At 44.1% G+C, this 15321-nt stretch carries 13 protein-coding genes; 10 read left to right on the top strand and 3 right to left on the bottom strand.

Annotated elements, in window-relative coordinates; genetic code table 11:
• Nucleotides 1-19: 19 nt before the first annotated feature.
• Nucleotides 20-2878: a TolB-like translocation protein gene (locus HMPREF1212_RS10050; RefSeq protein ID WP_046149267.1), complete on the bottom strand. Its 2859-nt coding sequence runs from the start codon at nt 2876-2878 to the stop codon at nt 20-22.
• Nucleotides 2879-3177: 299 nt separating this feature from the next.
• On the opposite strand from HMPREF1212_RS10050, the gene HMPREF1212_RS10045 reads away from it, so the two are divergent.
• The 5 genes from HMPREF1212_RS10045 (at nt 3178) to HMPREF1212_RS10025 (ending at nt 8607) form a co-directional block, all read left to right on the top strand.
• A complete protein-coding gene (locus HMPREF1212_RS10045; RefSeq protein WP_028729146.1) occupies nt 3178-3819 on the top strand; it encodes a hypothetical protein in 642 nt (213 codons plus the stop codon).
• A gap of 5 nt (nt 3820-3824) precedes the next feature.
• The gene (locus HMPREF1212_RS10040) at nt 3825-4559 is read left to right on the top strand and encodes a DUF3307 domain-containing protein (RefSeq protein ID WP_046149266.1); all 735 of its coding nucleotides are present in this window, start codon (nt 3825-3827) and stop codon (nt 4557-4559) included.
• Between the two features lie 66 nt (nt 4560-4625).
• A complete protein-coding gene (locus HMPREF1212_RS10035) occupies nt 4626-6074 on the top strand; it encodes a sensor histidine kinase (protein ID WP_046149265.1) in 1449 nt (482 codons plus the stop codon).
• A gap of 13 nt (nt 6075-6087) precedes the next feature.
• Nucleotides 6088-6771, top strand: coding sequence for a response regulator transcription factor (locus HMPREF1212_RS10030; protein WP_028729143.1), 684 nt, complete (start codon nt 6088-6090; stop codon nt 6769-6771).
• A gap of 87 nt (nt 6772-6858) precedes the next feature.
• A complete protein-coding gene (locus HMPREF1212_RS10025) occupies nt 6859-8607 on the top strand; it encodes an SUMF1/EgtB/PvdO family nonheme iron enzyme (protein WP_044193209.1) in 1749 nt (582 codons plus the stop codon).
• Here HMPREF1212_RS10025 and HMPREF1212_RS10020 read toward each other — a convergent pair.
• Complete coding sequence (locus HMPREF1212_RS10020; RefSeq protein WP_044193104.1) at nt 8602-8853, bottom strand: TIGR03905 family TSCPD domain-containing protein; 252 nt, start codon at nt 8851-8853, stop codon at nt 8602-8604. The two genes, HMPREF1212_RS10025 and HMPREF1212_RS10020, sit on opposite strands and share 6 nt — an antisense overlap.
• Before the next feature lie 84 nt (nt 8854-8937).
• On the opposite strand from HMPREF1212_RS10020, the gene HMPREF1212_RS10015 reads away from it, so the two are divergent.
• Entirely contained in the window at nt 8938-10254 is a 1317-nt protein-coding gene (locus HMPREF1212_RS10015; protein WP_046149264.1) for a bifunctional folylpolyglutamate synthase/dihydrofolate synthase, read from the top strand.
• A gap of 24 nt (nt 10255-10278) precedes the next feature.
• Complete coding sequence (locus HMPREF1212_RS10010) at nt 10279-11688, top strand: MFS transporter (protein WP_046149263.1); 1410 nt, start codon at nt 10279-10281, stop codon at nt 11686-11688.
• Nucleotides 11689-11774: 86 nt separating this feature from the next.
• Here HMPREF1212_RS10010 and HMPREF1212_RS10005 read toward each other — a convergent pair whose 3' ends face one another.
• On the bottom strand, nt 11775-12866 hold the full coding sequence (locus HMPREF1212_RS10005) for an acyltransferase (RefSeq protein ID WP_028729138.1): 1092 nt from the start codon (nt 12864-12866) through the stop codon (nt 11775-11777).
• Between the two features lie 375 nt (nt 12867-13241).
• Here HMPREF1212_RS10005 and HMPREF1212_RS10000 point away from each other — a divergent pair, with 375 nt between their 5' ends.
• The 3 genes from HMPREF1212_RS10000 to HMPREF1212_RS09990 all read left to right on the top strand — a co-directional run bounded on the left by HMPREF1212_RS10000 (nt 13242) and on the right by HMPREF1212_RS09990 (nt 15299).
• Nucleotides 13242-13751 carry an RNA polymerase sigma factor gene (locus HMPREF1212_RS10000; RefSeq protein WP_028729137.1) on the top strand — a complete coding sequence of 170 codons (510 nt, stop codon included), beginning with the start codon at nt 13242-13244 and terminating at the stop codon, nt 13749-13751.
• A 163-nt stretch (nt 13752-13914) separates the two neighbouring features.
• Nucleotides 13915-14724 (top strand): 4-(cytidine 5'-diphospho)-2-C-methyl-D-erythritol kinase, encoded by an 810-nt coding sequence (ispE, locus tag HMPREF1212_RS09995; RefSeq protein ID WP_046149262.1) that lies wholly within the window; start codon nt 13915-13917, stop codon nt 14722-14724.
• Entirely contained in the window at nt 14721-15299 is a 579-nt protein-coding gene (locus tag HMPREF1212_RS09990) for a class I SAM-dependent methyltransferase (protein WP_046149261.1), read from the top strand. The genes ispE and HMPREF1212_RS09990 overlap by 4 nt, the downstream gene beginning before the upstream one ends.
• The last annotated feature ends 22 nt before the right edge of the window (nt 15300-15321 follow it).

The following is a 15321-nucleotide window of genomic DNA, read 5'->3' as shown; positions in this document are numbered from 1 at the left end:
GCTATCCGCAAAGGATCAGTTAGAAAGTAATTGAAAACAGCATTTCCGCCTGGAACTTGCCATAATCGATCGGTTGTATCAAACGCACTCCGGTGGTAAGCGGGAACGTCATACGAAGAACATTCCAGTCAAAGATCAGGTCTGTTCCACATGAACTTTGTGTTGTCCACCCACCCTGTTCACGAGCTTGGTTGCGGGTCAGATCGTAAAAAAGATTGGCTCTCAGGCGACGGATATAAGCGAACTGACCGATGCTGAGATCCGGGGAAATGATTGAAAAAGCATAATCGGCCTTGAACGCCCACTGCTGATGGGTCTGATACAAATAATCATACCCTCTTGTTTCATCCAGCAGACGCTTGGGAAGATATAGTGCTTTTCCATTCAGATTCTGATACTGATAACCGGCACGAAGCATCAAACTATGGTTACGGATAATTCCCGGCCAGTAGGTTGTCAGGCGAGCCGCATACAAATCCCCGTAGTTTTCGCCATTGAACGGTGAGTTCAGATATTGCAGGCGAACCTGATACCCCCAGCGTGGCAAAATATCACGTTGGGCAAGCTGCCTGTAATTATAAAATCGTACTTCCGGTAAAATATACTGGAAATTGCGATACTTCCTGCTATCGTACTGCTGATACTTATCATTCGTAAAATAATAAGTCAGAGACGGCTGAATACCCCGTACATAATGATTCCTCGTCAGGTTGAAAGGCAAATAAACACGTACATCCGCTTTCAACAAGTTTCGGTCGGTATAGCGTAACTGGGAAATTTCTTTTCCTTCCTCATTCTTCTCCCAACTCATATCGAACGCTTTCTCCCCATAATCCACAGCCAGGTCAATCACCGGGAACCATCCCTTATAAGTAAAGGCCATCCTACCATGATGATATCCTTTTTTGTAATACCAGCCGGCTTGCATAATAGCCGTGTTCAGCGAATTCTGCGATAAGACCATGACACCCGGTTTGACAATCGTAGCTAAATCATCGGCTCCACTGCTCATCGCTTCCGCCACATCGTAATAGAAAGGAGCCCAGCTATGTATTTTAAAGGTATGCAATCCTTTCCGGTATGGAACAGGATTGAATGCAACCGAGTCCAACGGGGCAACATCCAGATTAAACTGCTCCTGGGCCGCCAATGTTTCAGCTAACGGGAAACGATATGGTTCTCCCAGATCCGTAACCTGTTCCAACAAACTATCTGTCGGCAGGGAAGCCACCCGGTATCCTTTAGCCTGATAATCGGAAAAATAAAGTCTGTCTCCTTGTGAAGAAAAGGCCGGGTCGAAAGCACCGAACCGGGAAGAGGTCAGCCGGTAAGCAACAGTATCCGGTAAATTTAGCGTATAGATATTATTGGTACCCGAAGCGCCGGATTCAAAGAATAAACGTCCCTTGTACCAGATCGGTGAAGTTATATTGGCCGTCGTATTTAATATCTCATTCCAATTACCGGTCAGTAAATCCAACTGCAAAAGACTTATTCCGCCATCATTAACGGCTACGGCAACCACCGCATCATTCCCGGCAAATGTCAATTCCTTAATAAAAGCGTTCTCCGGAACATCAAACCCGATCTGTTCTTTCCCGGTTTCCAGGTCGACCAGCACCAACTGATTTTTACCATCGATGGCAAAACGGGAAACAGCCGCCCTCTTTTCCTGCTCATCGATTGCAGGAGCCAGATAACGTTGGCGGGGAGTAAGTGTTGTAATGCGTTTTTCCTCCGGATCATACCGCTTCAGCACCGAATAGTTTTCATGTGTCCAACGAATTCCCGGAACGATCTCCGTCCAGTACACATGCCCGTTACGGATATGCAAACGGCTATTGATCCGGCCGATATAAGTCAAACGTTTTTCCTTCCCGTCCGTCAGCAGGACAAGATTATTCAAATCGTCCAGACTCGATTTGACGGCTATGATCGTAGAGTCGTTCAGTAGCTGGGGATATCGGTATGATGTATATTTTTTTACTTTAGGAGAAGAATAAGAAGGAACAACTACACCTGTGTCCTGCTTCTCCCATTCATTTTTAAGATAATCGAACGTCTCTTTGTAATGTTCATTTATACTGACATCCGCATGGTGTTTGAAAGCGGCAGAGAAAAGAAACGGGACGGAAATGTAGCGGCTTGTCGTTTTATCCCATATATCGCTGCCATAACGATACCTGGCATAAGAAGTCATGTCATACCCCAGCGCATAATAATCCCCTGTATAATCTTTATAGGAACCCAATAATAATTTATCGAGCGAAAATAATTCTCCATCCCCGAGCATTTGTGCCCGATACGTCATATTGAATTCCGGCAATCGTCCGCGGCCGGCATTCGACATGGCGGTTTCCGTACTTACTGCATCCCCTTCCAGAAACCAGGATGGCATAAAGAAAGCAGCCACTCCCGCAGCTTGTTCACCTATTATATAGTATAAAGGCCTGAAAATACCATGCATCAGTTTTCCCATCTGAATTACATGGCGCGACTCATGCAGTACCAGGTGTTTATCCCAGCTCTGCGCATCCAGTTTCGACGAGGGTGTCGTAATCAGTTCCATTCGTCGCGGTGCCCACGATACCAATCCGTTGGACGACATGCTGGCCGGATGAAGAATGACCGGAAACTTTTTCTTCATCGGTTCCCCTATCGTCTTTTTGACATGCGGGTAAACATTCTCCAGATACAAAGCATATCGATAAGCCATCGAATCATTTCCCTGAGGATAGATCAGATTGTAGTGCGGCAGTTTCGCCACATTCCATTTGAAACGGGCAGGATCTGTTCCATAATCCAGAAACTGGGCATGTAAATCAGAAGTGATCAGCGAACAGGCTGATAATATGAAAAGGTATCTTAATATCGACATCTGGCTATCTTATAGGAAATAAGGCGCAAAGCTATAAAATAAAATGGACTTTTTATAGCAAAACATATATGCTTTGACAACAAAAGATATATGCTTTGATGACAGAACATATATCTTTTGCTATCCGGGAAGTGTACCTGCTATATCTAAATTCATCGTTTCAACAAGAATCAACCCATTTCGGTTGTTTTCCTCAAATCAACCCAAACAGGTTGTTTTTATTAAATCAACCCAAACAGGTTGTTCTTTTAATAAATATCAGTATATTTGCTTCCGGATAAAAACCTTTCCATAAATATATGAAAATAAAAGGAGTAATTACAGGAGATATCATTCAGTCTACTCACATAAATCCAGCAGACAGAAATCTATTGTTGGATACTATTCAGGGTATTGTACAATACACCCGAAAATGGGGAGAGATCCGTCTGGATATCTATCGCGGCGACAGCTTTCAAATACTAGTGGACAACCCCATACAAGCATTAAGGATTACTCTGTTGATACGAGCCGGATTGCAGGCTAAGTCACCCACCGCTTTCCGCTGGGATGCGCGGGTTGCATTAGGTCTGGGAACAATCGACTTTGAAAAAGAACAAAGTGTAATCGAATCCGATGGAGAAGCTTTCCGTAACTCCGGTTGGGAATTTGATAAATTAGGCCGTTCAAAAAAGATGGCAATCAGAACTCCCTGGGAAAACTTCAATGAAGAATTTATAGTCAGTACCGCTTTGGTCGACGATATTGTTTCGAATTGGACGATCACACAGGCTCAGGCAATATTTTTGTTTCTATCAACCGGCAAAACGCAAAAAGAGATTGCCGATGATTTACGAAAATCATCACAAGCAATCAGCAAACTATTAATTGGGGGAAAAGTAAACTTAATAGAACTTTACCTGAATCGCTATGAACAATTGACAACAACCTTAATACAATAATAATTATGGAATTAACAGACCTGAATCTTTTACTAAAACTATTATTCTCCCATTTGATTGTAGATTTCATTTTACAAACAAATAAAATTGTTAGAAAAAAACGGGAAGGTAAATACCAATATCATATCATCCACAGCCTGACACAAGCCTTGGTTACTTATATTGTTGCAGGACTATGGAATTGTTGGTTCATCATTCCTGTTATTTTCATAACACATTTCGCCATCGACTTATGGAAAATCACTCAGAAAGAGAAACTATATTCATTTATCATAGATCAGGTCTTACACATCCTGGTACTTTGTACGTTATGGGTGGTAATAACCAAACAATATGCAGCTGTCGGAGATATACTTCAAAACATTATGAAATGTGACAAATGTTGGATATATCTGATCGGTTATCTGCTTATACTAAAACCTGCATCTATATTCCTCGGACTGTTCACCAAGCGATGGAGAGAGAAAGGTAACGTATCTGAAAGTCTTCAAAATGCAGGTCAATGGATTGGCTATCTCGAACGAATATTGATTATAACTTTTATATTGATTGGAAAAATTGAAGCAATAGGATTTCTTTTAGCTGCCAAATCTATTTTTCGATTTGGAGAATTGAATAAAAGTAAAGAAATCAAAACCACTGAGTATGTTCTGATCGGGACACTTGCCAGTTTCACCATTGCCATAATTATAGGGCTTATTATGAATTGGCTTTCTACTCATCCGGGAAGTGTTATTTAGTCTTATCATAACCCCGAAACTCCCGAACATATCCATTACTTTTGTCTGAAAGAAGAGGTTTTAGACATGAAAACAAAATTAAGCTTCAAGATTATAGCCGCATTGATCAGTATATCACTGGCGGCACTATTGTTCTCGCAGGGATACTGGCTGAAAGGATTGTATGACTCGACCTGGATGCAAATCAATGGCAACATAGAGGAAGCTATGCGTATGGCTGATTATAAGGAAATATTTATCCGCATCGACGAATTGACCCAAGGAGAAACCCATGGAGAGATAAGTCAAAGTTTTACCTTTTCAAAAGAAGAGGATGAAGAAACTGAAAAAGCAGGAATGATGGATACTTTTGCCGTCCATACGGATAAGAATCCATTCAAAAATAAGGATATATCTAAATCGCTGAATGAATATCTTAGTTTGCTTACCGACCTGGAAGGGCAAATACAACAAGCCCTCCACATGAAAATAGATTCACTCATGCCAGTCAACTATAATAAATACGACAGCCTCCTTTCCATAGAACTCAAACAGCATGATATTTTTGTACCTCACAAGCTGGAAGTCGTACAATTGGTTGACAGCTTGCCGGAGGTAGTAATGAGCATCCAGTCCACCGACTCTGTTATTGCGACAGAGAACTGGGATAAAGCCTCCCTATTCAACTATCCGATCTCTACACAATCGGAGCAATATTACCGATTAACATTAAAGACGCCTTCCCAGTTAGTATTCAAGCAGATATCCGGAATACTCATCTCCTCCCTCCTGCTCGTGATCCTGATCCTGATAGCTTTCATCTATCTGATCCATACTATTCTCCGGCAAAAGACCGTAGAAGAATTGAAAACGGACTTCACCAACAATATGACACACGAACTGAAAACGCCGATATCCGTTGCTTACGCGGCCAACGACGTATTACTCAATTACGACAACAACGCCAACGAGAAACAAAAGAAATACCTCGGAATTATCCGTGAACAACTGACCCAGCTAAGCGGCCTGGTCGAACAGATCCTTACGCTTTCGGTAGAGAATCGTAATACATTCCGTCTGAAACAGGAATCGATTCCTATCACGGATATCATTCCTCCGCTCATTGAACAACACAAGTTGAAGGCCGGTAAGCCTGTCAACTTCACCGTAAATATCCCGGACAACATTGCAGTATTTGCAGACCGTACGCATTTCTATAATATGTTGGGAAACCTGATCGATAATGCCGTGAAATATTCGGGAGATAAACCTTGTGATATCTCCATACAGGCAGAGACACAGGCAAACGGGATCCGTATCTCCGTTACCGACAACGGAATCGGTATCAGTGAAGCCAGCCTGCCACATATATTCGATAAGTTCTACCGGGTACCCAGCGGTAACCTGCATAATGTAAAAGGATTCGGCCTGGGACTTTATTACGTAAAGGACATGATGGCCAAACACGGAGGATCGGTATCCGTAAAAAGCCAACCGGGCAAAGGAACCACATTTACCCTCCATTTTAAAAACTGAAAAAGAGAAGAATATGGCAAAGATAAAAGTATTACTGGTAGAAGACGAACCGACCCTTGCAATGATCATCAAAGATACATTGGATGGTGAAGAGTTCGACATCGTGTTGGCTGCCGACGGCGAAGAAGGCCTGGCTCTTTACAAAGAAGTAAAACCGGATATCATTGTAACAGATATCATGATGCCGAAGATAGACGGTTTCACCCTGATACGTCATATCCGCAAGACCGACAGCCAGATCCCTGTCCTTTTCCTTTCGGCCCGTTCAGCAGCGAATGATGTGGTCGAAGGCTTCGAACTGGGCGGCAACGATTACCTCAAAAAGCCCTTCGGCATGGCCGAGCTGATCATCCGTATCAAAGCCCTGCTGAATAAGATCACCGTCCGTAAAGAAGAAAAGTCGACCTTCAACCTCGGACAATACACATTCGACTCCATCACGCAAACCCTGCAATACTGTGGAGAAAAGCAACTGTTAAGCAACCGCGAGTCGGAAATACTCAAACGTCTTTGCGAAAACAAGGATCATGTATTGCCGATGAAAGATGTCCTGCTCGACCTTTGGGGCGACGACTCTTTCTTTAATGCCCGCAGCCTTCATGTTTTCATTACAAAGCTGCGCCATAAACTATCGGACGATCCCAGTATAAAGATACTGAATGTACGGGGAATCGGTTACAAACTTATTATTGACTGAAAGTGCCATAGGCAATGCACAATTGTGCCAAGGCAGTGGCATAAGTAAGGAATAACTATAAATGAACCATAGAATACGCTAATGAATATGAAAATACTGATAAGCTTGTTACTTCTCTGCTGTACCTCATGGCTAACAGCAAACGACCGGTATGTAATACAAGCACACATAACAGGCGTAAAAGAAGGCTCTGTCTTTTTTCTCAAACAATACGAGAACCAACGGATCATTAACTCGATGCGTATCGAGAAAGGAGAATTCACCATGAAAGGAACCCTGCCCGATATTCCTCAACATTTATGGTTATGCACTACGATAGACGACGAATTCTATTATTGCGACCTGCTTATCGACCGGGACACCTTGTTCATCAAAGGCGACTTATCCGACTTCCCGAACGGATTACATTTCAAAGGAGCCGCCACCCACATGGGATATGCCGTCTATCTGGAAAACACCCACGACCTGAATATAAAAATAGACAGCCTCAGCACCGTCTCCATGTTTTTGCACGACTTGGGTGCCACCGGCAAGAAAAAGGATGACGACAAAAAGAAAAAGACACTCAAGCTATCCTTCGGCGGTGGAAGCCCCAGGCCGGTACGGGGAAGCCAGGAGCTGGAAGTCGATATCGAATTACATGCCGCCCAACAGGAACGCGATTCCATCCGCATTGACTTCATTGAAAGCAATATGGATAAATATGCCGGACAATTCCTCTTGACCCGCATTATGAAGAAACTGTCGCCCGATTCGCTCCGCCAGTTCTACCGCTTGATCCCGGTGGAAATGAAAAAGACGAAGTTTGCCCGTATGATCAGTAACCAGATCAACCCTTATGCGGACAACTGTATAAGACAGGCGGACGATCTGCTCTCGCTGACAGGCGGCCCGATCGAAACAAACAAGTACACCGAAGAAGCATACAAATTATACGAGCAGGGAGTGCGGCTCGACCCGGAACGCACCGACGGCTATATCGCACTGGCCACCATGTACGAACGTCTCCTCCCGATAAAAGGGGCTGAAGCCTACGACATATCCATCTCTTACCTCAATAAATTCATCGAAAGCGACGTCAGGGAAGAAGACCGCGAAGAAGCCCGCAAACGGATCAGGGATATCGAATTCCGGAAATGGTTGTCGACCAATATCAATCCGGAAATGATCGCAGTAAAAGGCAGTACCTTCAAAATGGGATCGACCTATAAGGAAGATAATAACCCGCCTCACGAAGTAACGGTGAAAAGCTTCTCTATCAGCAAATACGAGATCACCAACTTCCAGTTCGCCGCATTCCTCGATACCTACAAAAGTGCTGTGATAAAAGAAGGGCCTGATGCCGGACAACCTTTATATTATGAATGCAACTGGGGAATACGGCAGGGCAAACCCGTACCGGGTTACGAAGCCTATCCGGCCATTTACATCACCTGGTACGGAGCCAATGCATACTGTAAATGGGCGGGCGGACGCCTGCCTACCGAAGAGGAATGGGAATATGCAGCCCGTGGCGGCTTGTACGGCAAACGCGACCATCTGTACAGCGGAGGAATGGAACTCGACAGCCTGGGATGGTATGCCGGCAACTCCGAAGGCAAACCCCATCCGGTCGGAACGAAAAAGCCGAACGAACTGGGAATTCACGATATGAGCGGCAACGTCTGGGAATGGTGTTCCGACAGGTTTACCAAAGAAGACAGGGAGTATGCCGTCGTACGCGGCGGCACCTGGTTCAACGAACGGGCTTCCTGCCGTCCTACCTGCCACTACTACATTTATCCGGGAAGCAAACACTTCAACAATGGATTCAGACTGGTCAAAGACACTTTATAATTTCTTCAATGCCTGGGCCAGCTGATCCGGGCAGGATGTTCCCCGTTCGCGGCAGTCGATACCTTCGAGCCGTTGGATAGCGTCTTGTATTTCCATACCGACCAATAACCTGGACAATCCCTGTGTATTGCCCTGGCAACCGCCTACGATTTGCACATTCGATATAACGTTATCTTCAGCTTCCACAATTATCATTTTAGAACATACCCCACCGATCGGAGTATAAGCTACACGTTGTTTATTCATCTTTTTATACTCTATATTTTATACAAACGGGCACAAAGGTATAAATAAAATTAACTACTTTTGCCAATTATAAAAACGAAGAACATGACTTACGAAGAAACGCTCCATTATTTATATACAAGCACTCCGGTATTTCAGCACAGCGGCGCATCCGCTTACAAACCCGGACTTGGTACCAGTATCGCACTTGATAATTATCTGGGTAATCCGCATAAAGCTTATCGGACGATCCATGTAGCAGGGACTAACGGGAAAGGTTCCGTCTGCCATTTACTGGCAGCTATCCTCCGGCAGGCAGGATATAAAGTCGGGCTTTTTACTTCTCCTCACTTGATCGACTTCCGCGAACGCATCCGTGTCAACGGCAAAATGATTTCCAAAGAATATGTAATAGATTTCGTAGAGCGCCACCGTACCACATTCGAACCACTCCGCCCCTCCTTCTTTGAACTGACTTCCACTATGGCATTCGATTACTTCCGTTCCGAAAAGGTCGACTTTGCCATTATCGAAACAGGTATGGGCGGACGGTTAGACAGTACGAACATCATCACTCCTATCCTGAGTATCATTACAAATATCAGTCTCGACCATACCCAGTTCCTGGGAGACACGGTAGAGAAGATCGCCTTTGAAAAGGCGGGAATCATCAAACCGGGAATACCGGCGTTGATAGGTGAGATCGACAACCAGGGCGTTCTCGATGTATTTGCAGAAGCAGCCGAACGAAATCAGACAATGATCTATCTGGCATCCGAAGAAGAATTGATCAATCATGAGAAATCATATCTGATGGATACGGGAGAATGGTATCTGGACACTGCCGAATACGGACAATTGTTCGGCCAGCTAGGTGGTGCGGTTCAGTTCAGAAACGCTCAGACTGTACTGGGAGCTCTTAGCCTGCTCGATGAACTGGGAGTGGACATTCCCAGGGAAGCCGTACGCGAAGGGTTCGAACATGTAGTGGAGCTGACCGGATTGATGGGACGCTGGCAAGTATTACAGGATAAACCGAAAGTGGTTTGCGATACCGGACATAACCCCGGTGGTTGGCAATACCTGCAATTCAACCTGGAAAACCTGAGACGGACGACACTCCGCATGATAATGATCGTCGGCATGGTAAATGATAAGGATGTGAACGGAGTAGTAAGCCTGATGCCCAAAGAAGGTGCATTTTATATATTCACACAAGCTTCCGTCGAACGGGCTATGCCGGCAGCCGAACTGGCCGCGATCGGGAAAGCACACGGACTGACAGGTATTGTCCGCGACAACGTACCCTCGGCCGTTAAATGGGCTCTGGAAATGCTTAATGAAGACGATGCGATCTTTATCGGTGGAAGTACTTTCGTCGTAGCCGATGCCCTTCCGCTATTCATGAAAGAAGACAAATAATATAACTTAATTAAAACAAATATCATGATTGAACAAATTCATCAAAAACTGAGCGACTCGAAGGTCGCCCGATGGAGCGTACTCGCGCTCGTCGCATTTACTATGCTTTGCGGATATTTCCTCACCGACGTGATGGCACCGCTCAAACCGATGCTGGAAGAACAGCTTTCCTGGAACAGTACCGAATACGGTTTCTTCACCAGTGCCTACGGTTGGTTCAACGTATTCCTTTTCATGCTGATCATTGGCGGTATCATACTCGATAAGATGGGTGTCCGCTTTACCGGGGTCGGTGCTTGTATATTGATGATTATCGGTTGTTCTCTTAAATATTATGCTATCTCCGACTTTTTCACGATGGATGGCGAAATCTTCGGATGGAAAGCACAGGTGATGGTTGCAGCCATTGGATATGCCATCTTCGGTGTGGGTGTGGAAACAGCCGGTATCACCGTTTCCAAGATCATTGTAAGATGGTTCAAGGGAAAAGAAATGGCATTGGCGATGGGTCTGGAAATGGCTACAGCCCGTCTGGGTACGGCTCTGGCCTTATCTATCACCGTTCCGGCCGCTAAATTCTTCGGAAGCATCTCCGCTCCCATCCTGTTGTGTCTTTGTATGCTTTGTATCGGTCTGATCGCCTTTCTGGTGTTCTGTGTGATGGATCGCAAGCTCGATACGTCGATGAGTGCCATCGAACAGGCAGAAGAGGAAGAGCCATTCCGCCTGAAAGATATCGGATTGATCGTTACAAACAAGGGGTTCTGGTTGATTGCCTTGTTGTGCGTATTGTTTTATTCAGCCGTATTCCCTTTCCTGAAATATGCAACCGACCTGATGGTCAACAAATATGGTGTAGATCCTGACTTGGCCGGAAATATCCCTGCTATTCTCCCCTTCGGTACGATCCTGTTGACACCATTCTTCGGTAATCTGTACGACCGTAAAGGAAAAGGGGCAACTATCATGATCTATGGAGCATTGATGCTGATCGGTGTCCACCTGTTGTTTACGCTGCCTATCCTCAACGAATGGTGGTTTGCTACTATCGTAATGGTTGTGCTGGGTATCGCTTTCTCATTGGTTCCGTCCGCCATGTGGCCATCTGTTCCGAAAGTAATCCCTGAAAAGCAACTAGGTACAGCCTACGCCCTGATCTTCTGGGTACAGAACATCGGCTTAAGCATGGTTCCCCTGTTGATTGGCTGGGTATTGGATAACTATTGTAAGATCGACAACGGCACAGGCAAGCCGGCTTACGACTATACGCTTCCGATGGCTATCTTTACCTGCTTCGGTGTGCTGGCACTGGTCATCGCTTTACTGCTGAAACGTGAAGATGGCATCAAGCATTACGGTCTGGAACAACCCAATATCCAGGGCGATGCCGACAAGGCACGTATCCTTGCAGAAGAAACGATTGCAGAACCTTAATGGATCGAGGTTAACATATAAAGAGCCCCGGCATTTTCTCCAAGTAGAATGCCGGGGCTTTTTTATACTAAAACACTTACATTATTTTAATCTCCGATGATCCATTTACTACCGGGTAGAAACGATAGAATCTTTGTCGTTACATAACAACTGACAAAGGTACTCACAGCAATGCTGGGTATGGCGGCAACAGTTGGCAATGCCAAAGTTTGCTTGAACACTGTTACCCATAATCCGAGCCAGAATATATGCATAAGGTACATACCATAGCTAAGTTTCGACATTTCTGTTATCAGCTTCGGAGCCTTCGGACGGTCTATACATGTGAACATAAGGAATGTGCCCGCGGTAAGAAGCACACAGTTGATCGTACAGAAAGCCCATCCTATTTCTATTACGGGAGTAGTATGAAGTTCTCCGGGTATAGCCTGGATATAGAACGAATAGATGGTCAGTGCAGCTCCTACGACCATCAGGACGAATCCTATGGCAAGACGTTTGGAGCGATCCCAGGTAAGATGAACACGTATGTAATGTGCCATCACAAGATATCCCAGATAACCGGAGAAGTACCACAACATATGATATTCATTCCAGAAACATTGCCCCCACACTTCACCACACCAGCGGTTGAGATACGGCATACAGGTCGTTAACAGGAACAACCCGATAAAGAAGCGTTCTTCTTTTGCCGTGGCTTTACTCAGCCAGGGTGATATAATAGGTATAAAGAGGTAAAGACTGATCAGAGGATACATAAACCATAAGTGCCCGGCCAACGTAGGGAAATTCAGCAATATTCGCGATAAGTCCTTTATTGAAGTTTCTCCATCTATCTGCCCCCACAACATGGGCAGTGTGCTGTAAAGGATCATGAAGATAAAAAATGGCGGCAGGATACGGATACAACGCTGCCGGTAAAACTGCCACATAGTCTGTCCCTCCTTCATCGGTGCCAGAAGAAAGGCGGAGACAATCATAAACAGGGGAACTGCCATACGTGAAAAACCGTCATACACAGACACCCATAGCCGATCTGCCTCATTGGCTAAGAAGGATTGCGGCCCCGCCATATCTGTAGACCCGGGAGCACCATAAAAATTTTCACTGGCGTGAACCACCATAACGAGGAAGCAGGCAAACACGCGTACATAGTCTAAAAAAACGATACGTTTCATTTTCTTTTTAGTTTTCCAATTGGTATTAATAATTTGAGAATTCCGGAGGCGAAGATAATCAATATTCCCGTAAATCAGCTTTTTTAGTAATAAGAGTAGCCTTAAAAATACGAATTTGCCGTATTACAGACAAAAGAACATCTTGTTGAAAAATCTGACAGGCCTACTTGTAAATAATGAACTTATACAAGTCCAAAACTTGTATATTCTGTTCAACACAAAGCTCTTTTAGCCTATAAATATCAATTAACAACGCCAAGTATTAATATTCCAAAAATGATTAGTTTCATTCATTTAAATTACATATTTTTGTAATGTACTTTATGAAGATATAAAGCACTTAACCGATCATTAAACATTCAAAAAGTTAGCAACATGAATGGGATACAATTTCAACAAAAATTATTGGGCTTGCAAGAAAATATGATGAATTTTGCACTTATGCTCACAGCAAACCGGGACGATGCCCAGGATTTGTTACAGGATACTACACTTAAAGTTTTAGATAATCAGGATAAATTCGTCGACAATGTTAATTTCAAGGGATGGGTTTTGACTGTCATGCGTAATATTTTCATTAACAACTATCACAAGATTGTACGTGTACAGACAGTCGTCGACTCAAGTGCAGACTTATACAATCTGGATATTGTCAATGATTCAGGATTTGATTCACCGGATAAGGCATATCAGATCCAGGAAATCACAAAAGCGATCAACGGATTGAACGACGATCTGAAAGTTCCTTTCTCCATGTTTTTAAGCGGTTATAAATATAATGAGATCGCTGATAAACTGAATGTCCCCCTGGGAACTGTAAAGAGCCGTATTTTCTTTGCCCGTCAGGAGCTACAGAAACAACTAAAGGATTTCCAAAATTCGTAATCCATTTTCCAACTCCACATAAAAGGCGACTACCACTCTTTGGGTAGTCGCTTTTTTTTATTATCATATATGTTAAAGAAAAACAGGGACAAATAACAATTTGTTTATAAGGATTATTTTATATACGTTTGTCTACAATATATAAAATTTAAAGGATCCATATATGATTTGTTTTCCTAATGCCAAAATAAACCTGGGACTCAACGTCGTTAATAAACGACCGGATGGTTATCATAATATAGAAACCGTATTTTATCCTATACCGGTGAAAGATGCACTCGAAATTGTGAGTGCAGAAGAATTATCTTTCACCCAGACAGGGATTCAGGTAGATGCTCCGATGGAAAAAAACCTCGTGATAAAAGCATTGAACCTGCTAAAAACACAATATAAAATACCTCCGCTCGAGATCCATTTGCTTAAAGCAATCCCTTTCGGTGCCGGATTGGGTGGCGGATCGGCCGATGCAGCTTTTATGCTGAAATTACTGAATGATTTCTGCCAGCTGAATATCCATGCGGATGAGCTGGAGAGAATAGCCGCATCCATCGGAGCAGACTGTCCTTTCTTTATCCGTAACACACCAGTATTTGCCAGCGGAACAGGTAACCAGTTCGAACCTGTCGACCTCTCACTGAAAGGGTATCATTTCTGCCTGATAAAGCCGGATGTAGCCGTTTCCACCCCTGAAGCCTATTCGTTGGTTTCACCGAAAGCTCCGGAAATTTCTTTAAAAGAGATCATCCGCAAACCGGTTACTAAATGGAGAAACTTAATGATAAACGATTTTGAGAAGAGCGTCTTTACCAAACATCCGGTTATCGGTCAGATAAAAGAGTCTCTTTACCAGGCAGGAGCGGTTTATGCTTCCATGTCAGGATCCGGTTCTTCCGTATTCGGACTGTTTGAAAACCCGACTCACCTGAAGGAACAATTTTCCGATTGCTTTGTCTGGGAGGGACAATTACCATGAATGTCATAGCCGACTTCTTTGATGCATTGGCTGATCGCTGGGATGAACTATGCTATCATGCGCCGGAAAAGATCAACCATATTCTTGAACAGACGACTTTACACAAGGGACTGCGTATATTGGATGTCGGATGCGGAACAGGAGTATTGGAAAAATATCTCCTGACCTACTCTCCCGCCCATATTACCGGAATAGATATTTCTCCCCGGATGATTGAAATGGCTCATAACAAATATGCAACACCCATTGTCGATTTCCGTTGCCTGGATGTAATGGATCTGAAAAATGAACAGTTCGACTTTATCATAGCCTATAGTGTATTCCCCCATTTCGAGCAACCGGATAAACTGATCGCCCATTTGGCGAGCTTGCTTATTCCCGGTGGCGAACTCGTGATCTGCCACAGTGAAGGACGGGAATCGATCAACGGCCATCATAACAAACAAGCCAACCGGATTTCATTCGGCCTTCCCCCGGCGCGGGAAGTTGCCGCCCTGATGGAACCGTTTTTTCATATACAGGAAATAGAAGATACCGACGAACTTTATATAGTCAGCGGTATACGCAATCAATAAAGATAAAACGAAAGAAAGGGAG

The sequence above is a fragment of the Parabacteroides sp. HGS0025 genome (assembly GCF_000969845.1).
GTDB classification, from domain to species: Bacteria; Bacteroidota; Bacteroidia; order Bacteroidales; family Tannerellaceae; genus Parabacteroides; species Parabacteroides gordonii.
Note: the sequence above shows the minus strand (reverse complement) of the source record. Positions and strands in the feature narration are given on the sequence as shown.